Below are 21,537 nucleotides of genomic sequence, written 5' to 3'. Positions count from 1 at the left end.
TATGACTATACCAGACATTATATATTATAATATAATCAATATAAATTTTATTGTTTCCATAGTGTATAAAAGGCTGTGGAAGCAATTTTTTTTTCTTTATTTCGGAATTACTTTAGTGATTGAAATCATGATTGCTGTTGAAATGAAGATAATCACGTCAAGGATATATAGCTATTTGGATTTATTTTGTATCGCTTATTTTGGATATATTTATTATAAAGAAATTAATAACAGTAATATTATTAAGACTGCTACGCTTATTTTTCTTACAGTAAGTAGTTTTATTATTTTAAACTCTTTTTCTGAGAAAGAATATTCTATTTCTACTGGATATTTTTACTCTGTATTCTTAATTTTTATTGCTTTGTTTTGGTTATATAAAAAGATTTCGAGCGTAGATGAAGAAAATAATATTTTAGATCTACGCTTTTTCTGGTTGAGCAGTTCTTTATTATTTTGGGCTGTTTTCTATATTTTCAGAATGCTTCCTATGTATTTTTTTAACAATACTGATCGTGATTTTTTAACAAAAATTTCTCATATTTTTACCTTTATAAATATCACAACCTATTTATTATTTTTACGTAGTTTATTTTGTAAACAATGAACAATCTGCCCATCGAAATAAAGATCGTATATATAACAGCAATAAGCATAATGATGTTGTTTGTAGGGTTCCTTATTTTTGTTGTTCTCATCTATAACCGGAAACAGTTGTTGCATTTAAAAGAAAAACAACTCAAAGAAGCTGAATACCAAAACCAGCTCCTCCAAAAAGAACTCGAAAAACAAAGATCAATAGAGCAGGAAAGAGAACGTATTTCCCATGATATGCATGATGACCTTGGGGCAGGTATTTCTGCACTGAAGCTTCAGGCAGAATTTCTAAGGCAGAGAGCTGAAGATGCAGAGCTCCAGAATGATATTGACGAACTGCTGAAAACTTCAGAAGAAATGAATATTTCTATGCGGGAAATGCTTTGGAGTCTGAATTCTGGAAATGACACATTAGAGCGTTTTATGGATTATACTACATTGTATGCCGGGAATTTTCTGAAAAAAACAAAAATAGTACTGCATTCAGAATGTAAGGGAATTATTGCAGAAACAGCTATTTCTACAGAGCAGCGAAGGAATTTGTTCTTATGCTTAAAAGAAACGATTAATAATGCTTACAAATATAGCCAGGCAAGTCAGCTAAAACTTTCATTTTCCCAGAATGCCAATATTTTTACCATGGAAATTTCAGATAATGGAATAGGAATTCCTGAAGAATGTCAGGAAGGAAATGGCCTTCGGAATATGAAAAGAAGAATGGAGGAATTAAAGGGTGAATGTGTACTGTCATCTGACAAGACCGGAACCAGCCTGCTCTTCAGGGTTACATTATAAATCAATACAATTTTTATAAACAGCGTCATTTCTAATGGTGCTGTTTTGTTTGTAATATCACCCGTTTGGGTAATTGACATGAATGTTTTTTTGGCAGAACTTTATATCATAAAACTGATAACCATGGAAACTTTAGCTAACGGAAGGTTTCAATATGTAAGAGGAGCCTTTATCAACAGAAATAATACTGGGCAGCCAAATAAAAATCACAGATCAGTACGTTCTGGTTTGCCTCCCAAAGATGATATTTGGATTTGCCGGGCGATTGTTATTATTCTGGGGCTGGTAATCCTGATGATTATTATTGGAGTCTTTGTGCTTTCAATAATAAAAGGAGGAATTAAGGTTGAAGTGATTACCATATGTACAGCCATCTCTTCCGGAGCAATTGGTACTTTGGCAGGGCTTCTGGCCCCATCACCCAATAGGCAATAGCTTAACGATTAAAAACTAATGACCCTATTCTTTAGATTTTTCAATGGATTTAAAGACCGATGTCTCCAATTATTCATCAATATTTGGAGACATTTTTATTGGGAACTGACATTTCCAAACGGATGTATTCTATGAATAAAATTACTGCGTTTATCATAATATAAATTAACTAAAATTTAACTTGGATTTATTTCAAAAAGATCCTCACGGAATACCCCTAAAAGTTAAATTTTGATTAAATTTGTATAAACTAAAAAAAATAAAAAATGAGTGCAATTTCTTACATAGAAGCAAGACAGATTTTAGATTCCAGAGGTAATCCTACCATCGAAGTAGATGTATTCACAGAAAATGGAGCAATGGGGCGTGCAGCTGTACCTTCAGGAGCGTCTACAGGTGAACACGAAGCTGTGGAATTACGTGACGGTGGTTCAGAATATCAGGGAAAGGGAGTTTTGAAAGCTGTTGAAAATGTAAAAGAAGTAATTGCAGAGAATTTAGTTGGGCAGCCGGTTTTCGAGCAAAACTATATCGACCAGATTATGCGTGACCTTGACGGAACGCCTAACAAAGGAAATCTTGGTGCCAATGCAATCCTTGGAGTTTCTTTAGCAGTGGCAAGAGCTGCAGCTGCAGAACTGGGAATGCCTCTTTACAAATATGTAGGTGGGGTAAATGCAAACACCCTTCCTGTACCAATGATGAATGTAATCAACGGTGGTTCTCACTCAGATGCTCCTATCGCATTCCAGGAATTCATGATTATGCCGGTAAAAGCTGATTCTTTCTCTCACGCATTGAGAAAAGGAACAGAAATTTTCCACAACCTTAAGTCGATCCTTAAAGGAAGAGGTCTTTCTACAGCAGTAGGAGACGAAGGAGGTTTTGCTCCAACTTTCAACGGTACTGAGGACGCTTTGGATACTTTACTTCAGGCAATCGAAAAAGCAGGTTATAAGCCAGGTGACGACATCATGTTGGCATTAGACTGTGCCGCTTCAGAATTCTACAAAGACGGTACTTACGATTACAGAAAATTCGAAGGAGACAAAGGAGCGCACAGATCAAGAGAAGAGCAGGTTTCTTACCTTGCAGAATTAGCGGCTAAATATCCAATCATTTCTATCGAAGACGGTATGCAGGAAGATGACTGGGAAGGATGGAAAATGTTAACTGATAAAATCGGTGACAGAGTACAGTTGGTAGGTGATGACTTATTTGTAACAAACGTTGACAGATTATCAAGAGGAGTAAAAGAAGGAATTGCTAACTCAATCCTTGTAAAAGTAAACCAGATTGGTTCCCTTTCTGAAACAATGGCAGCAGTACAGATGGCTCAGAACAACAAGTTCACTTCCGTAATGTCTCACAGATCAGGAGAAACTGAAGATTCTACCATCGCTGATTTAGCAGTAGCTATGAACTGTGGACAGATCAAAACAGGTTCCGCTTCAAGATCAGACAGAATGGCGAAATACAACCAGTTACTAAGAATTGAAGAAGCTCTTGGTGAAACTGCAATTTTCCCAGGTTTAGAAGCATTTAAAATTAAAAGATAATTGAATTTATAAATAACGGCAAGCGATAATTTTTGTTTGCCGTATTTTATGGAAAGTGGTATATTTAAAAAAAATAAATAAATAATGTCAGACAACAAAGTAATATTGAATTACGACGGTAATTCATATGAATATCCAATCGTGGATAGTACTATCGGAGACAGAGGGATTGATATTTCAAAATTAAGAGACCAGACAGGTTTGATCACTCTGGATTTAGGTTACAAAAATACAGGAGCTACTATTAGCGACATCACTTACTTAGACGGAGATAAAGGAGAATTATTCTACAGAGGTTATCCAATCGAGCAGATTGCTGAAAAATCTAACTTCACAGAAGTAATGTATCTTTTATTACATGGAGAATTACCTACTCAGGATCAATTTACTTCTTTCGACAACAACATTAAAAAATATAACTTCATCGCAGACGAAATGAAAAAAATCATTGATGTTTTTCCTCGTTCTGCTCACCCTATGGGAGTTTTATCTTCTTTAACTTCTGCTTTGACAGCCTTCAACCCGAAAGCCGTTAACGTAAACTCTAAAGAAGAAATGGATCACGCTGCTGAGCTGATGATCGCTAAGTTCTCTCACCTTTGTGCTTGGACTTACAGAAAAACTCAAGGTTTACCATTAAACCACGGAGACAACAACCTAAACTACGTAGAAAACTTCTACAAAATGGCATTCAGATTACCAAACGCTGATTTCGAAATCGATCCGGTAGTAGTAAATGCACTAGATAAATTATTAATCCTTCACGCTGACCACGAGCAAAACTGTTCTACTTCTACAGTAAGAATGGTAGGGTCTGCTCACACAGGTCTTTTCGCGTCTATCTCTGCTGGAGTATCTGCACTTTGGGGACCACTTCACGGTGGTGCTAACCAGGCTGTAATCGAAATGCTTGAGCTTATCGAGAAAGATGGTGGTGACGTATCTAAATATGTGGCTAAAGCGAAAGACAAAGGAGATAGCTTCCGTCTAATGGGATTCGGACACAGAGTATACAAAAACTTCGACCCAAGAGCAAAAATCATCAAGAAAGCTGCTGACGACATCCTTAAAGCATTAGGAATCCAGGATAAAGCTCTTGACATTGCAATGCAGTTAGAAAGAGTAGCTCTTGAAGACGAGTACTTCGTAGAAAGAAAACTATATCCAAACGTAGACTTCTACTCTGGTATTATCTACAGAGCGTTAGGAATTCCTACAGAAATGTTTACTGTAATGTTTGCATTAGGAAGACTTCCAGGATGGATTTCTCAGTGGAAAGAAATGAGATTGAAAGGAGACCCAATCGGAAGACCAAGACAGGTTTACCAAGGTGCTCAGGAAAGAAACTACATCGACATCGCAAGCAGATAATATTTGCTTATACCATAAAAGAATCCCAAGGCTTGCTTTGGGATTTTTTGTTTTTAATGATTAGGAGCTATTTCCCGCTATCCACTCGTACTCCTCACGCCTCTGCATTTCCGGCGCATGTTGCGGGGTAACCGTTTCTATCGGGGCTAGGATATAAGCAATGAGATTAGCTGTGGGAGATCTTAAACACGAATTCCACTAATATTTTTTCACAAATAACACGATTTAACCAGACCAAAAATACGGCACAAAGATCTGCGTGAAATTAATTTAATACTTTAATAAATTAATATCAATAGAAACGGATCTTAATCTGTTGGCAAAGAGGTTCATAGATTCATCAATATCAAGATAACTTTTCCGCAATATGATCCACAAAGTTTATCATTCAATAGAAACGGGCTTTAGCCCGTTATCCAATAGACAAAAATTCCATTGGCTTTAGCCAAAACTTAAAATACCCATATTAATTTCAAGAAAACATCAATCTGTCTGAAATTCAATCCAATAATTTATTAAATTTACTCTTGCAGATTATTATAGGCTTTGGCTAAAGCCAGATGAATGAACTCTATAAGTTGAACGGACTAAAGTCCGTTCCTATCGATCCGGTTTGTAAATATATTTGTATCAAAAAAATTAATCAATCATGACTTTCGGACAACAGATGTTATTTTTCTTCAGTGCAGTAGGAGCATTCAATGGACTTCTTCTGGGAATCTACCTGCTGTTTGTCAAAAAACTGAAATACGTACCTGATTTTTTTCTTGGGCTTCTTTTGTTCACACTGAGTTTAAGAGTGGGTATTTCCGTATGTATCTATTTCTATCCTGATTTGCCGAGGCTTATTCCTCATTTGGGATTGTCAGGACTGGTTTATACAGGGCTGGCTTTGTATTATTATGTGAAATCTTCTTTTCAACAGGAACATTTTGATTGGAAGAGCTGTCGCCGTTTGTTTGGAATATTAACCCTGATCTTAGGGGCCGTCGGGTTGCTCTATTTATTTTTTCCGGTGACCTGGGATCATTATTTCGGAGGCTTTATTTATACCGTTTGGTCGATATTTGTGTTTCTTACGGTTTATCAATATTATCTTTATTCAAAACAGAATATCAGAAGTCCCAATAAATTTGTGGTTTCCGTTCTGGTTAGTAATTTGATTATATTTCTTACGTATCAGCTTATTTCTACAGGTTGGGTACAGATCTATTGTGCAGGAGGAAGCCTGGTGTTTTCATTCGTTTTGTATGCTAATTTTCTAATTTTATTCAATAAAAAATACCAGCAGACTCCAATAAAAGAAGTCAGTAGCAGGTATTCTAATAAAAAGATTTCCGGAGAGCAGGCAGATGGCTTTGCGGTGAAACTGGAGCGGTTAATGGATTCAGAAGAACTTTATAAAAACCCGAATCTGAAATTAAGTGATCTGGCTTCCAGAATGAATATATCTGCCCATCAGCTTTCCCAGTTGTTAAATGATAATTTAGGTAAAAGTTTTTCAACCTATATCAATGAATACAGAATTGATGAAGCTTGTGAGAAAATTGAAAACGGATCTTATCTTAAAATTGAAGAGATCGGATATGAAGTAGGATTCAATTCCAAGTCTACATTTTTTTCTACATTTAAGAAAATAAAAAATACAACCCCTCTTTTGTACAAACAATCTCAAACCCCTTCTGAGCCAAGGTTCCAGAGTTCAAATTTATAATTTCGTACTGCGGAATTTCAATTCCAAAACCTCATTTCTACTTTGAGCCTATACTTTTGGATTCATAAAATTAAAAATTATGATATTCAAATTATGGCTTCTGCTGCTATTGCTGTTTCTCTCACTTTTAGGAAAGGCACAGGAAAGAAAATTGCCAGACTCGCTTACAGAATCAAAATCTGTCACAACGAATATTTCAGAAGTTGTTATCCGTTCAGCTCCCCGAAGTACAAAACTTAATGAGGGAAATGTAGTGGTGACCGTCTCCGGAAACAAAGACTTTAAAACATCGGTCAATCTTCTTGACGTTTTGAGAAAAACTCCTGGGGTAACGGTGGATCAGGAAGACGGAATTTTTGTAGGCGGAAGAATAAGTCCGGCGATCCTTGTCGATGGGAAACCTGTTGTGATGAGTAACCAGGAACTTCAGGCCTATTTACGGTCATTATCACCGGAAATGGTAGCTTCTGTAGAAGTCAATACCAATCCATCTGCAAAATACGATGCTGAGTTTAAAGGAATTATTGATATTAAATTAAAAAAGAATACCAACCTCGGCTGGAAAGGAAATTATGGTGCTAATGTATATGTCAACCGGTTTAATTACAGAGAAAATACATTCAACCTTTCTTACACTACAGGAAAAGTTACCTACAATCTTCAGACAGGATATAACAATGGAATGTCCACTTACCGGTACAATGCTGTACAAAGATTGGCTAATACCAATATGATGCGGACCAATACCTATCAGAAAGACGATATTTTGGCTTACAATATACAGGCAGGTGCAGATTTCCGATGGAATGAGAACAATAGAATAGGCTTAAACCTGAGAGGTAATTTTCGGGATAATAACCGCTCCCGTGACGGATCACTTTATACAACTGATAAAAATGAAAGCCAGCTGATTTTTAATACAGTGAGTGAAAATCCTTCTGATTATGGGCAGGATACTTATGGATTGACAACTGATTATTCTTTTCAGAAAAAAGGATTCAGACTCAACTTTCTAGGGAACTACCTTTCAGTGAAAAATAAGCAGAAAGATGATTTCATCAATAGAAATCAACCTGCAAATGAGATTTTGTCTTATTGGAAGTCGGATCTGCTTAATAAAATTGACATTTATACCGCTCAGATTGATGCTTCACAGAAGCTGGGAAATGCAGACATTGAAGCGGGGGTAAAGTTCAGCAGCTCAGATACCAACAATAATATCAGGTATGATACTTTGTCGGTTGCCGGGCAATTCGTATTTGATCCTTCGAGAAGCAATACATTTTCCTATAAAGAAAGAATATGGGCCGGGTATTTGGGCTATCGTCAAAAATTTGGAAAACTCCAGATCAATGCAGGACTAAGATTTGAAAATACAAATAGTATTTCTAATGCAGTTACCATAGATTCTGTCGTTTCAAGAAACTACCTGGAATGGCTGCCGTCTTTCAGTGCAAGCTATGCATTCAATACCTCGAATGAACTTTCCCTTTCATACAGCAGGAGAATGACAAGACCCGTTTTCTCACAGCTTAACCCGTTCCGTTTTTATTTTAGCCCACTGAACTATTGGATAGGAAATCCTTACTTACAGCCTTCTTTTACCAGCCAGATTAAGGCAACTTATCGATATAAAAACTGGATCACAAGTTTTACTCTTGGGAAAGAAAAGGAGGTAATGACACGCTATCCACTATACAATCCGGAAACCAATGTTTTGGAATATTTAGGAACGAATCTTCCTTATAGGAATTTCGCCGTTCTGGAAACCAGTTTCCCTGTTAAAATAGTAAAATGGTGGAACATCACCAGTCAGATTGCCGGATATTACAACTATGAATTCAGACCCTATCTGGATGAGGTTTTTGCAATAGGTATTTACAATTATGAAGTCCGGCTCAATCAGGTTTTTTCACTTCCAAAAGGGTATACGATTAATCTCTTTGCCAATTATGAATCCAGAACCGGAAACAGTCTTTATATAATTAAACCAAGATATACGGTAGACCTGTCCATCCAGAAATCATGGCTTGGCAATACACTCAATACAAAAATTGGGTATAATAACATCTTTGATTCCTATGATCAGCGATTGGAATTCAGACATAAACAGATCATGGATAACCGCTTTACACACTGGTGGGATAGCAGCCGCCTGTTTCTTTCACTCACCTATAATTTTGGAAGCTCGAAATATCAGGCAAAAGAAACTCAGAAAACAGAAGAAGAAAACAGAGCCAGATAAAAAGAAAACCTGCTTTTAAGGCAGGTTTCTTAGTTGATTATGGACATTGGCATCTGTCACACGTCCATATATAACATTTTCCAGTGACATCATCCCATTCGCAGCATCTTCTGTTTCCTGGTGGGATGGCACCTCCCATTAGTGTTTTTTGTTGCTCTCTTCCTAATTTTTGTGCATTTTTCAGCACCGGATTGTTCTTGTTCATGACTTTGTTTTTTTGATGTTAATAGTAAGTTTTTTTTGTCTATAATTGCTCGAGAATTATATCACTAATATAGGAAATTAAATTTAAAAAATATCTGTTTTATCATACTTATGTAGATGAAATATAGTAAGTTGTAGACGTTTTTGCATACTGTATCTATGGTTTGTCTGATAGGAGGTGAATTTTGCTGAAGGCCGCTGCCAGAGGCGGTTAAATTTAATATATAAAATAATCCAAAAGTTTTGCAGATAGAGACCTTTACTTATATTTGTAGTATTGCATAAATCTTTATGAGACTAAACATTAAAAACGAAACGGGAAGGCTGAGGTCAGTAGTACTAGGTCAGCCTAATTCTTTGGGGGCGGTTCCCACACTGGAAGAAAGTTATGACGCCAAGTCATATTACTCAATCGAGCACAACATTTATCCTAAAGAAGAGGATATCATCAATGAAATGAACGCTTTTGAAGCGGTTTTAAAGAAGTATGACGTTGAAGTCCTTCGCCCAAGTATCATAGAAGATTATAACCAGGTTTTTTCAAGAGACGTAGCCTTTGTAATTGACGACAAAATGATCATTTCCAACGTGATTGCTGACAGAGCAGACGAGCAGGAAGCATACAAAAGCGTTTTCGAAAAAGTGGCATGGAGAAAAATTATCAATCTTCCTGAAACAGCCCATATCGAAGGTGGGGATGTCATCGTATGGAATGATTTTATTTTCATAGGTACCTGCTTCAGCGAAGACTACAGAAACTATAAAACGGCGAGAACGAATGAATACGCCATCGAAATCTTAAAAGAATATTTTCCTAAGAAAAGAATCATCGATCTTGAACTGAAGAAAAATGATAAAGTTCCGTTTGAAGGAATTCTGCACCTTGACTGTACCTTCAACCCAATAGGAGAAGATAAGTGTATCATCTATAAAAACGGATTTGTAGATGAAAGTGACTACCGTCTGATCATTGATATTTTTGGAGAAGAAAATTGCTTCCACATCAATGACGAAGAAATGTTTGAAATGTTCCCGAATATTTTCTCTATTTCTCCGGAAATTGTAGTTTCAGACAAAGCCTTTACGAGAATGAATAACCACCTGAGAAACGAGTGGGGAATGACCGTAGAAGAAATCCCTTACAGAGAAATTTCTAAAATGGGCGGATTGTTGAGATGCTCTACGATGCCACTTGTGAGAGAGTAGCGTATTTTGGGTAGACTATTTTTCATATTGGTAGTTTTTCTTGCAGTCATAAAAACTGATGCACAGCTTTTTGACTGGAAGAAAATTTATTCCGGAGATCTTGAAACATACAAACAGTATAATATTAAGACTGCTGTTTTGAAGAAGAATGGAGAAGAAGTCAACAGGATTGAGATATTAGCCAATAAAAATGAAATCATTACTTCCAATATTAATGGAACTTCCTGGCTCATTTATGACAGACAAAATAGGCTATCCCGTGTAATATCTAAGAACACAGAGTTCAGAGTTTCATATTCTGCTGGCGGAATGATCGCTTCTGTGGAAAAAGAGAGCAAAAGCGAAAACGGGGTTCATATTTTTAGAAATTACTGTCCGGATCTTAATAATCCAAAAAGTATCAATTATGAGGCGAACTTTCTGGAGACTAAGACTGGAAAAAATGAGTTTTATAAGAAACGTTTTGTTTTTAATTCCAAAGACTCACTCTTGAGTTTTAATGAGAACACTTCTGAGACCGGATATTATAGATTGTATCGGAATGGAACAAAAGTGAGCAAAACGCTTTTTGAAAAGGGCTTTGAAATAGATTCTTCTTATTATGTGTCACCCAATAGGCTCTACGGCTATAATCATATCCGTAATAAGGAAAGAGATAGTATTATCAAAAGTCAGGATTCAATCTACATTGAAACCTACCTTCGGGGTAAAATAGAAAGCAGAGTGGTAAAGCATAATGATTTACTCTATGATGAAGAGCTTTTTATTCCGGATCATCAGAAGAATAAGTATATTTATTATACAGGTGATGATAAAAGATATGTTCTTTGGGAAATAAGATCTACCAATGCTAATGGGAAAATAAGAAGCAAATATCCCTCGAAAAGATATTATGATCTGATAGATGGGAAATTAGTCAGAAATAAAAGAAAAATTAAAAATGAAATAATAAAGATGCGGAGCTGTGGAGGGGCTTACTACAAAAAAAAAGAAATCTGGATGACAGAATTTGATATTTTTTCGCCCTCAGTTTTGTTTTCAAGAAATATCAGCCAGAGAGTTTCTGATAATCTTGATGCTTCTGAAATTTTTTCTCACGAACTTGGAATTATCTATAATCGATTAAAGTCAGATACATCGGTAAAGAAAGAAGATTACTTAGGAAACAATATCTCTTTATCTCCGAGATTTTATAATTTTCTGACGGAGTTCATCTGCAGAGAAGATTACACGGTTGAAATAACCGACGGAAACGGAAAGGTTTTTACCAGAAGATTCTTTGAGCATCCAGATGAATTTTCAATTATTTTAAATATTTTTAGTAAACAAGAATAAAAAATGCAAACAACAGATACAGTACTAATGATAGAACCGATTGCATTCGGTTACAATGCAGAAACTGCGAAAAACAACTACTTCCAGGTAGAACAGACAGGTTCTGATATTCAGTCAAAAGCTTTGGCGGAGTTCAATACCTTTGTCGGAAAGCTGAGAGAAAAAGGAGTTAATGTTATTACCATCAAAGATACATTAGATCCGCATACACCGGATTCTATTTTCCCGAATAACTGGGTGAGTTTCCATAAAGACGGAAAGGTGGTTTTATATCCGATGTTCGCCTCCAACAGAAGAGTGGAGAGAAGAGAAGATATTCTTGAAAGTATTGAGCAATTAGGTTTTGAAATTGATGAAATTGACGACTGGTCTTTCCCTGAAACACAAGGTCATTTTCTTGAAGGGACGGGAAGTATGATCTTTGACCATGACAATAAAATTGCTTATGGATCAGTTTCTTTAAGACTGGATGAAAAATTGTTCAGAGAATTCTGTGCAAAATACGGTTTCACGCCGGTAGTTTTCCATTCTTATCAGACTGTAGGGACAGAAAGACTTCCTATTTATCACACCAATGTAATGATGTGCGTTGCAGATAAGTTTGTAGTGATCTGTCTTGATTGTATCGATGATGAGCTGGAAAGAGAAAAAGTTATTGAAACCATCAAAAACTCAGGAAAAGAGATCATCGAGATTTCAGAAGAGCAGATGCAGCAGTTTGCAGGAAATATGCTTCAGGTTCAGAACAAAGACGGTAAAAAGTTCCTGGTAATGAGCCAGACAGCTTATCAGTCTTTGACATCAGAACAGGTAGCAGCGATTGAAAAATACTGCGAAATCATTTATTCAGACCTGAATACCATTGAAGTAAACGGAGGAGGAAGTGCAAGATGTATGCTTGCAGAAGTTTTTCTTCCAAAAAAATAATATATTTACGAAAAAATTAATTGAACCCATTATCAAATAAAGGTTTACATATTCTTCTGACTTTGGAAACAGAGTCAGAAGATTTGTTATTAGACAGCAAAGGTTTTCTGGCATTTACAGAAAGTATCCTGAAAACCAAAGACGTGGAGATTGTAGGAATGACCAATCATATTTTTGACAATCAGAGTTTTACTTCGGCAGTATGCCTTAAAGAATCGCATCTTTGCATTCATACATGGCCGGAATTTAAACAACTTACTTTTGATGTTTTTCTGTGCAATTATACACAGGACAATACCTTGAAAGTGGAGCAGATTGCCGATGAAGTGGTTCAATATTTTAAAGCTAATACCATTCAGAAACACAAAATTTACAGATAAAAATGGATCACATCTGTCCCTTTTGCCAAACCAACAATAATGATCTGGCCATTGACTTTTCCGTTGAAGAATTTATCTGCAGCCATTGTGACAGCCTTGTTGAGGTAGGAAAAACTACCAAAAAGAAAGTCATAAAGAAGCCTGTAGAAAATGTTGTTCTGGAAGTAGGGCGCAAGGGGACGCTCTATGGTACGGAATACTGGATTATAAATATCGTCATCAAAAAATACGGTTCATCTACTTTCTGGAGAGAATATTCCCTGAAAGACCGGGCCGGAAATAATGTCTACCTCAGCGAAAGTGATGGACATTGGGTACTTCTTCGGCCTATTGATTTTGCTTTTAAAGAATATCAGTATTATGCTGAGGCAGATGGCAAGAATTACAGATGGTATGAAACCACTCCTTGTACAGTACATGCAGCTACTGGTTTTTTTGAAGATAAACTGTCATTCGGGTTAGCTACCTATAAAGAATATGTGAACGGAGCAGAAATGATCTCCCGGGAAGAGTATGGAAAATCCGTTCAATTCTTCAAAGGGAATCATATTTCAAGAGCGGCGATCAGAAAAGCCTTTGGAATAAAAGATATGCCGTATCGCACCGGAATAGGAATTGTTCAGCCTTTTCCACTTAATGTGAAACAGTGTATCAACATTATGGCTGTCATTGCCTTGTTGATCTGTGTATTGCAGCTGTATGTGGTGACCTCAAGAAACAACCAGACCGTTTTCGAGCAGAATATCAATTTTTCAGATGTTAACGACAAAGAATTGGTCAGCAAAAGCTTTACCCTTTCAGGAGGCTCAGCTCCTCTGAAGATCCATGCCTTTTGCGATGTGGATAACTCCTGGGCCAATGTAGGAATAGGCCTGGTGAATGAAAAGACCAACGAAGTTGTCTATGCTTCTAAAGACATTGAACAATATTCCGGATATGAAGATGGCGAAAGCTGGAGCGAAGGCAGCAAAAGTGAAGATTTCAATATCTGTGGAGTCGCTGCAGGAACTTATCATTTTCTGGTTTCAGCAGAAAAAGAAGGCGGAATAACAGATCCGTTTAAAGCTGGATACAGGCCGGAAAATGGAGATTTTTCAGTTATACAGAATGAAACCGGGACCTATTTTTTGCAGAATGATAAAGACAAAAGCGTTAATAGCTACCATGACAGAGATTCCCTAAAGAACAAAATAATAGAAAGAACAGGCCTTCTGAATAATGTGAAAGCAATGGGAAAAATAGATTCTGTTCTTGTCAATATGGTTCCTGATTATGGGTATCCTAGCAAATATGAGCAGAATGCAGCAATAAAACTTAAAGCTACATGGCTTCCGGTTTCCTTCTGGAACTTTGGAATTGTACTCTTCTTTTTAGCCTTGTTTACTGGATTGACTTATCTGATCAAACGTATTTTTGAAGGGAGCAAATGGAGCAATAGCTCGAATTCACCTTATCCTACCAATTAAGCTATGGAAAAAATCATCAATTATATCAGAAACAACTGGATGCTGTTTGCTATTGGAGGAGTATTTCTGGGCTGGTTCGTTTATCTGACTTTTACAGGAAACCAGTTCTGTGATTGCACCAAAACAGAAAAATATCGTGATGGCACTACAAAAAGCCATTCCAGAGCAGGATTTTACAGATATTATCACAAATAAAAATATAAAACTATGGACAACTTCAATGTATTACCAATATTCAATTCGATTCTTTATTCATTTCTGGGAATCGCTATTTTACTGATCTGTTATTTCATTATAGAAAAACTGACACCGGAAAAAACATGGCACGAGATCGCTCAGAATAAAAATATTGCACTGGCAATTGTTTTCGGAGCATTCATTATCGGAATTTCAATGATTATAAGCGCAGCGATTCATGGATAAAAAGAGGATCCCTCTTGAAATGCTTTTATTGTTCTCGGTATTTGTCATTGCTACATGTGGGTTGATTTATGAATTGGTGGCCGGGGCATTGGCAAGCTACCTGCTAGGAGATTCTGTCAAGCAGTTTTCCTTTATCATCGGTGTTTATCTCTTTTCGATGGGAGTAGGTTCCTATCTGGCAAAATTTATCAAAGGAAATCTCATCGATAAATTCGTGGAGATCGAAATTCTGGTAGGTATTGTGGGGGGGATCAGTTCCGTTGTACTGTTTATTCTTTTCAATACAATGGCTCATTTCGAAGCCGTTCTTTACCTGTTTGTATTCTTTACCGGATGTCTGGTTGGGGTAGAAATTCCTCTTCTGATGAATATCCTCAAAGATCGGATAGGGTTCAAAGATTTGGTTTCGAATGTATTTGCTTTTGATTATATCGGGGCACTCTTGGCTTCCATCCTGTTCCCACTGGTACTTATTCCACATCTTGGAATTGTAAAGACCCCGCTGTTCTTTGGACTGATCAATATTTCAATCGCTATTTTTCTATGCTTTTACCTGACAAGAGAACTGTCGAAACCGATTTCCTTAAAAGTAAAATCTATCGGAGCCTTTATACTTCTTCTTGGTCTTTTTATTTTTTCAGATACCATTCTGTCATATTCAGAAGAGAAGCTGTATGGAGAAAATGTGGTGTACACCAAGAGCTCGCCCTATCAAAGAATTGTTCTGACCAGAAACAGTCATGAATTCCGTCTGTATTTAAATAATAACTTACAGTTTTCCTCTACCGATGAATACCGTTATCATGAAGCGTTGGTACATCCGGCAATGTCAATGGCCAAAAACGTAGATAATGTCCTTATCTTAGGAGGTGGTGATGGTTTTGCCGTACGTGAGGTATTAAAATATAAAGACGTTAAAAAAGTAACCCTTGTAGATCTTGATGGTGAAATGACCAGGTTCTTCAAAAACAATGAGACCATGCGCGGGCTTAATCAGAATTCTTTTTCCAATCCCAAAGTGGAAGTAATCAACAAAGATGCTTATATCTGGGTAAAAGACTGCAAAAAGAAATTCGATGTGATTATCATAGACTTTCCGGATCCATCCAATTACAGCTTAGGAAAACTGTATTCACTGCAATTTTATAAAGAACTTGAGAGGCTGACGACCCCTGATACCAAAATTGTGGTTCAGACGACTTCTCCATACTTTGCCCCGAAATCGTTCTGGTGTATCGAAAAAACAATCAATCAGATTTTTCCTTTCACGGCTGCATATCATACCTATGTACCATCATTTGGAGAGTGGGGATTTTCGATGGCTTCCTTTGAACCGATCAATAACAGAGTCTACAGAAAGCTGCCCAATCTAAGATTTTATGATTATAATTTTTCACAGATGTCTTATTTCAACAAAGATATGAAGGTGAAAGAAGTAGAAGTTAACCGTCTGGATAACCAGATATTAGTGCGTTATTTTGATGAAGAGTGGGGGAAAGTTCAGTAGGAAGGATTTCCTTAAAACTATATTTTTAGGTAGCCTGATGCTTCCTTTTCTGCAGTATTGTGGGAAGAAGGTAAAATCGTTGTTGCTGAAGATCACCGGGACCAATCATGTTCTGGGACATCGGCTTTGGGCAAAAGATTTTCCACAGTTTTCAGAAGTTATCCACACTCAATACCTCATTGTGGGTGGTGGGATTTCAGGGCTTTCTGCAAGCAGATTCCTTAGTTTGAATAATAAGAAAGATTATCTCCTTCTGGAAATGGAAAACCATTTGGGTGGAAACTCTTCCAACGGGCAGAATCAGTTTTCAAAATTTCCTCTGGGAGCCCATTATTTACCTTTACCCAATAAAGAGAATACCGAGATCATAGATTTTCTGAAAGAATGTGAAATTTGTCTGGGAACAGATGAAAACGGAGAGCCTGTTCTTGACGAATATCAGATGACTTTTCCACAGCAGGAAAGACTTTTCTTCAGAAATTCCTGGCAGAACGATATAGTTCCGCAAAAGGGGATTACAATAGAAACTCAGAAAGAGCTTACCCGTTTTTTCAAAATGATGGATACATTTCGGGAAAAGAAAGATATACACGGAAAATATTGGTTTGCTATTCCTGTACATGATTCCAGCAGGCAAGATGAGGTGATAAAGCTTGAAAATATGCTTTTCAGAGATTGGCTTAAAGAACAGAATTACCATTCAGAAGAGCTGATGTGGCTATTGGATTATTCCTGTAGAGATGATTACGGATTGGGTCTTGATTATGTTTCAGCCTGGGCGGGAATTCATTATTTTGCAGGCAGGAAAAACAACTGGAGTAAAACCTATAAAGACCAGGTTTTCACATGGCCGGAAGGAAATGCCAGACTGGCACAGCATTTTTCAAAATATACAGAAGGAAAACACTTATCCGGACATCTTGTTTTTGAGGTGAAGATCAATGATAAAGTTGAGGTATTAAGCTTCGACAGTGTTCAGAAAAAAACAAAAAAGATCATTGCGGATAAAGTACTCTTTGCAACACCGCAATTTGTGAATGAAAGAATATTAGGCGATAAAAGAGCAGATTCATTTCATTACGTTCCGTGGCTTCTTACGACCATTACCTTAAAGAATGAATTTGGGGGTGATGAAGAGCTGGCCTGGGATAATGTGATCTACGGATCGTCAGGCTTAGGTTATATTTACGATCAGCATCAGAACCTCAATCAGAATCTTGGAGAAAAAGTGATTACTTACTATAAAAGTTTTTCCGGTAGCGATTGCAGAAAAGCAAGAAAAGGGCTGTACGCAATGAAAGAAGCAGAACTGAAAACTTTAGTTTTGGAAGATCTGAAGAAAGCGCACCCATTGATAGAAGATTTTATTCTGGAAATGCAGTTTCATAAAATAGGACATGCAATGATCGCTCCGGTTCCCGGCCAGATTTTTGGTACGAAAGCGCAGGCTGCAAAAGAACCTGTAGATCAGAAAATTTTCTTTGCTCATTCTGATCTCTCAGGAATCTCTATTTTTGAAGAAGCTTTTTATCAGGGAATGAGAGCCGCAGAACAAATGATATAAAGCAACCAAAAGCAAATCATCATGAAGCAACCTTGGATTCATAACGCAAAAACAGACGGGTGGCTGATCTTATCACCGCCTTTTCTCGTTCTTTTGATTATTTTCCTTTTTCAGAAACAGATTCAGGACCTGGAAAGCAGCTATTCTTTTTATACATGGCTTTTTCTGATTGTTTTTGTAGACGTTGCCCATGTGTATTCCACACTGTTCAAAACCTATTTTGTAAAAGGAGAAATACAGAAAAGAAAGCTCTTGTATATCGGAATTCCTTTGATAAGCTGGGTTCTTGGAATTATTTTATTTCAGTTTGGAGGCCTTACATTCTGGTCTGTCCTGGCATTGATTGCTGTTTTTCATTTCATCCGTCAGCAGTATGGGTTTATGAGGATCTATGCCCGTTTCGAGCCGAATAACTGGAGCAAAAGAATCGATGAGGTTGCCGTTTATGCAGCGACTATTTATCCCATGTTATACTGGTTTAAGACTCCAAGAGCCTTTACCTGGTTTGTAAACAACGAATTCGACTGGCTTCAGAATCTTCCGGACTATACCGGCTTTATTACCGTTTTATACTTTGGGATATTGATGACCTGGCTGATAAAGACGGCTTTTGAAGCGTTTAAAACAAAACAGCTGAATATTCCTAAAACCGCTCTGATTGCCGGGACTTATCTTTCCTGGTATTTCGGAATTGTTTACTTTAATAATGACCTTCTTTTTACCTTTCTGAACGTTATTTCTCATGGAATTCCTTATATCGCGCTGATCTATATCCGGGAAATCAGACAAAAAGAAAACAGCCAGCTGGACGGATTGCTGATCTTCAAATCTGTAATGGGGATCTTTTTATTTGTAGGAGTCATTCTTGGATTTGCTTTTCTTGAAGAATTCTTATGGGAAACATTGGTTTGGAACGAACATTTTTCCCTGGATTTTACAGTTCCGGAAATCCTCCTTCAGTTTCTGGTTCCACTATTGGTGGTTCCGCAGCTTACCCATTATCTTCTGGATGGTTTTATCTGGAGGAAACCGAAAAAAGTTAGCTAACTTTGCCTCGAATATAAAAATCTAAAAATGAGACAATATCTTTTATCGCTAGCCATTTTCCTCGGAATGTGGGTGAGTGGTCAGCAGAAAACCTTCTGTAACCCCATCAACATCGACTATGGTTATACCCCTTTTGAAGTTTTTTCCAAACAAGGGAAACATCGTGCTACGGCAGATCCGGTAATTGTCAATTTTAAAAATAAACTTTTCCTTTTTTCTACCAATCAGGAAGGATACTGGTACAGTGATGATATGCTGGACTGGAAATTTGTGAAAAGAAAATTCCTGAGAGATAACAAATATATCCATGACCTTAATGCTCCGGCGGTATGGGCTATGAAAGATACGCTTTATGTCTATGGTTCTACCTGGGAGCAGGACTTTCCGATCTGGAAAAGTACCAATCCTACCAAAGACGACTGGAAAATAGCGGTGGATACTTTAAAAGTAGGAGCCTGGGATCCTGCATTTCACTATGATGAAGATCAAAACAAATTGTACCTGTATTGGGGATCCAGCAACGAATGGCCTCTATTGGGAACAGAGGTAAAAGTAAAAAATCTTCAGTCCGAAGGCTTTGTAAAACCAATCATCAAGCTAAAACCTGAAGATCATGGCTGGGAAAGATTCGGGGAATATAACGATAATGTTTTTCTTCAGCCTTTTGTGGAAGGAGCATGGGTGACCAAACATAATGGAAAATACTATATGCAGTATGGAGCGCCGGCTACAGAATTCAGTGGATATTCAGACGGGGTTTATGTGAGCAAAAAACCTTTGGAAGGTTTCGAGTACCAGCAGCATAATCCGTTTTCCTATAAACCCGGAGGTTTTGCAAGAGGAGCGGGGCATGGAGCTACTTTTGAAGATAACTACAAAAACTGGTGGCATGTTTCTACCATTTTTATTTCCACAAAAAATAATTTTGAAAGAAGGTTGGGAATATGGCCTGCCGGATTTGATAAAGACGATGTGATGTATTGTAACACGGCTTATGGAGATTATCCTACTTACCTTCCGCAGTATGCACAGGGAAAAGATTTTACAAAAGGCCTTTTTGCCGGATGGATGTTGCTGAACTATAATAAACCCGTTCAGGTTTCTTCTACTTTAGGAGGTTATCAGCCTAATTATGCGGTAGACGAAGATATTAAAACCTATTGGAGTGCAAAGACCGGAAATTCCGGGGAGTGGTTCCAGACGGATCTTGGTGAAGTATCTGCGATCAATGCCATTCAGATCAATTATGCAGATCAGGATGCTGAATTTATGGGGAAAACTTTAGGGAAAATGCATCAGTATAAGATCTACGGATCAGATGACGGGAAAAAATGGAGCGTCATTGTTGATAAAAGTAAAAATACAAAAGATGTTCCTCACGATTATGTAGAATTGGAAAAGCCGGCTAAAGCAAGATTCCTTAAAATGGAAAATCTGAAAATGCCTACCGGTAAGTTTGCCCTGAGTGGTTTCAGAGTATTCGGGAAAGGAGCAGGAGAGAAGCCTAAAAAAGTAGAAGGATTCGTTCCTTTACGAGCTGATCCCAAAAAGTATGGTGAAAGAAGAAGTATCTGGATGAAATGGCAACAAAACCCCGAAGCTGACGGATACGTGATCTATTGGGGGAAATCTCCTGATAAAATGTATGGAAGTATCATGGTCTATGGTAAAAATGAATACTTCTTTACCGGAGCAGACAGAACGGATGCTTATTATTTCCAGATTGAAGCTTTCAACGCCAACGGAATGTCTGAAAGAACGGAGATTGTAAAATCTGAATAAAACATATTATATTCCTATAAAACAAACGCTTTGATCATTTTCAGAGCGTTTATTTTTTGTCAATTCGTTTCAGAAAAAGATCAATTTTATCAATAAGGAAAAGATCATTGGGAGAACGATCCCAATCCAGATGTCCTCCGTTGAATTCATAAGTCTCGTGTATTACATTGTTTTTACTTAAGACAGAATCCAGGATCTTTCCTTGGGCTGCAGGAATCACACGGTCTGTTTTTCCGTAATAGGAAAGGGTAGGAGGAGTGTTTTGCGTAATCCAGTGGATGGGGCTGGCAAAATCAATACGTGATATGCCTGGTTCAGGTATATGGGGATCCACAAGTCTTCTTTCTACAAATGAATATTCCTGGTAGCTTTTGAAGCTAGGATCTGAAAGATTGGTTGGCCCAACAATATTGATCACGGCTTTAATCTTCTTCAACGAATCGGAATGATACGCATACAACATAGATAAATGTCCGCCGGCACTGTTTCCCAATAAAATCATTTTCGGGCTGTAATGAAGCCTTTTCTCTAAAAGTTTTGAAACCTCCTGAATATCATAAAGCTGATTGGGTAAGGCATAGTTAGTTTCCGATGCAAGCCTGTAGTTCATATTGACAAAAATATGATCAGGAAACCTTTGCATCAGGGAGAGCGTGAAGGATGTAAGTTGAGATTTATTACCGCTGCGCCAGCCTCCACCATGAATAATCACGAATACTTCTCTTTCTTTTGCTGATTTTTTCTGAGGAATATAAAGATCCATGATCTGCTCAGGAAGATTTCCATAAGCAATATTTGTTTCTTTCTCAAAGTGGACGTTTTTTCCCAGACTGATCTTTTTTTCATTACAACAGATCAATAAAAGAAATATGATAAGAGCGGCAAATGAGATAACAAGACTTTTTTTCATACCATTAAAGATAAAAAACCCGACGAAAACTCGACGGGTTATACAAAATAATTAATTGAATATGAAGAAA

20 protein-coding genes are annotated in these 21,537 nt (G+C 37.2%); 18 read left to right on the top strand and 2 right to left on the bottom strand.

Translation table 11 applies throughout. The annotated features are described in order from the left end of the window. Position 1 precedes the first annotated feature (1 nt). The 7 genes from AC106K_RS15020 (at position 2) to AC106K_RS14990 (ending at position 8,716) form a co-directional block, all read left to right on the top strand. Complete coding sequence (locus AC106K_RS15020) at positions 2-607, top strand: hypothetical protein (protein ID WP_482446332.1); 606 nt, start codon at positions 2-4, stop codon at positions 605-607. Next, the gene (locus AC106K_RS15015; RefSeq protein WP_482446331.1) at positions 604-1,392 is read left to right on the top strand and encodes a sensor histidine kinase; all 789 of its coding nucleotides are present in this window, start codon (positions 604-606) and stop codon (positions 1,390-1,392) included. Before AC106K_RS15020 ends, AC106K_RS15015 begins: the two co-directional genes overlap by 4 nt. A gap of 123 nt (positions 1,393-1,515) precedes the next feature. Next, positions 1,516-1,827 carry a hypothetical protein gene (locus AC106K_RS15010; protein WP_482446330.1) on the top strand — a complete coding sequence of 104 codons (312 nt, stop codon included), beginning with the start codon at positions 1,516-1,518 and terminating at the stop codon, positions 1,825-1,827. 266 nt (positions 1,828-2,093) lie between these two features. Beyond that, positions 2,094-3,386 (top strand): phosphopyruvate hydratase, encoded by a 1,293-nt coding sequence (gene eno / locus AC106K_RS15005; RefSeq protein ID WP_047096803.1) that lies wholly within the window; start codon positions 2,094-2,096, stop codon positions 3,384-3,386. A gap of 84 nt (positions 3,387-3,470) precedes the next feature. Further along, positions 3,471-4,757, top strand: coding sequence for a citrate synthase (locus AC106K_RS15000; RefSeq protein ID WP_047096802.1), 1,287 nt, complete (start codon positions 3,471-3,473; stop codon positions 4,755-4,757). A gap of 649 nt (positions 4,758-5,406) precedes the next feature. Then, positions 5,407-6,471: a helix-turn-helix domain-containing protein gene (locus tag AC106K_RS14995; RefSeq protein WP_482446329.1), complete on the top strand. Its 1,065-nt coding sequence runs from the start codon at positions 5,407-5,409 to the stop codon at positions 6,469-6,471. Between the two features lie 79 nt (positions 6,472-6,550). Further along, positions 6,551-8,716, top strand: coding sequence for a TonB-dependent receptor domain-containing protein (locus AC106K_RS14990; protein ID WP_482446328.1), 2,166 nt, complete (start codon positions 6,551-6,553; stop codon positions 8,714-8,716). A 37-nt stretch (positions 8,717-8,753) separates the two neighbouring features. Here the strand turns inward: AC106K_RS14990 and AC106K_RS14985 are convergent, their stop codons facing one another. Further along, positions 8,754-8,921, bottom strand: coding sequence for a hypothetical protein (locus AC106K_RS14985; protein ID WP_482446327.1), 168 nt, complete (start codon positions 8,919-8,921; stop codon positions 8,754-8,756). Between the two features lie 290 nt (positions 8,922-9,211). Between AC106K_RS14985 and AC106K_RS14980 the strand changes: the two genes are divergently transcribed. The 11 genes from AC106K_RS14980 to AC106K_RS14930 are packed head-to-tail and all read left to right on the top strand — an operon-like array spanning position 9,212 to position 20,557. Next, positions 9,212-10,126 carry a dimethylarginine dimethylaminohydrolase family protein gene (locus AC106K_RS14980; protein ID WP_482446326.1) on the top strand — a complete coding sequence of 305 codons (915 nt, stop codon included), beginning with the start codon at positions 9,212-9,214 and terminating at the stop codon, positions 10,124-10,126. Positions 10,127-10,132: 6 nt separating this feature from the next. Further along, complete coding sequence (locus tag AC106K_RS14975; protein WP_482446325.1) at positions 10,133-11,461, top strand: hypothetical protein; 1,329 nt, start codon at positions 10,133-10,135, stop codon at positions 11,459-11,461. Positions 11,462-11,464: 3 nt separating this feature from the next. Beyond that, positions 11,465-12,388, top strand: coding sequence for a citrulline utilization hydrolase CtlX (gene ctlX / locus AC106K_RS14970; protein ID WP_482446324.1), 924 nt, complete (start codon positions 11,465-11,467; stop codon positions 12,386-12,388). 20 nt (positions 12,389-12,408) lie between these two features. Next, the gene (locus AC106K_RS14965; protein WP_482446323.1) at positions 12,409-12,768 is read left to right on the top strand and encodes an S-adenosylmethionine decarboxylase family protein; all 360 of its coding nucleotides are present in this window, start codon (positions 12,409-12,411) and stop codon (positions 12,766-12,768) included. A gap of 2 nt (positions 12,769-12,770) precedes the next feature. Continuing rightward, entirely contained in the window at positions 12,771-14,234 is a 1,464-nt protein-coding gene (locus AC106K_RS14960; protein ID WP_482446322.1) for a DUF4178 domain-containing protein, read from the top strand. 3 nt (positions 14,235-14,237) lie between these two features. Continuing rightward, complete coding sequence (locus tag AC106K_RS14955; RefSeq protein ID WP_482446321.1) at positions 14,238-14,429, top strand: hypothetical protein; 192 nt, start codon at positions 14,238-14,240, stop codon at positions 14,427-14,429. 12 nt (positions 14,430-14,441) lie between these two features. Next, positions 14,442-14,657 (top strand): DUF350 domain-containing protein, encoded by a 216-nt coding sequence (locus AC106K_RS14950; RefSeq protein ID WP_482446320.1) that lies wholly within the window; start codon positions 14,442-14,444, stop codon positions 14,655-14,657. Continuing rightward, positions 14,650-16,164, top strand: a complete 1,515-nt coding sequence (locus tag AC106K_RS14945) for a polyamine aminopropyltransferase (protein WP_482446319.1) — start codon at positions 14,650-14,652, stop codon at positions 16,162-16,164. Before AC106K_RS14950 ends, AC106K_RS14945 begins: the two co-directional genes overlap by 8 nt. Continuing rightward, on the top strand, positions 16,139-17,728 hold the full coding sequence (locus tag AC106K_RS14940) for an NAD(P)/FAD-dependent oxidoreductase (RefSeq protein ID WP_482446318.1): 1,590 nt from the start codon (positions 16,139-16,141) through the stop codon (positions 17,726-17,728). Before AC106K_RS14945 ends, AC106K_RS14940 begins: the two co-directional genes overlap by 26 nt. 21 nt (positions 17,729-17,749) lie before the next feature. Then, entirely contained in the window at positions 17,750-18,775 is a 1,026-nt protein-coding gene (locus AC106K_RS14935; protein WP_482446317.1) for a hypothetical protein, read from the top strand. A gap of 27 nt (positions 18,776-18,802) precedes the next feature. Next, a complete protein-coding gene (locus tag AC106K_RS14930) occupies positions 18,803-20,557 on the top strand; it encodes a discoidin domain-containing protein (protein WP_482446316.1) in 1,755 nt (584 codons plus the stop codon). A gap of 49 nt (positions 20,558-20,606) precedes the next feature. On the opposite strand, the gene AC106K_RS14925 is transcribed toward AC106K_RS14930, so the two are convergent. Beyond that, positions 20,607-21,467: an alpha/beta hydrolase fold domain-containing protein gene (locus AC106K_RS14925; RefSeq protein WP_482446315.1), complete on the bottom strand. Its 861-nt coding sequence runs from the start codon at positions 21,465-21,467 to the stop codon at positions 20,607-20,609. Between the last annotated feature and the right edge of the window lie 70 nt (positions 21,468-21,537).

The sequence above is a fragment of the Chryseobacterium sp. FR048 genome, assembly GCF_056844665.1.
The sequence above is the reverse complement of the archived record's forward strand: the minus strand, read 5'-3'. Positions and strand labels throughout refer to the sequence as shown.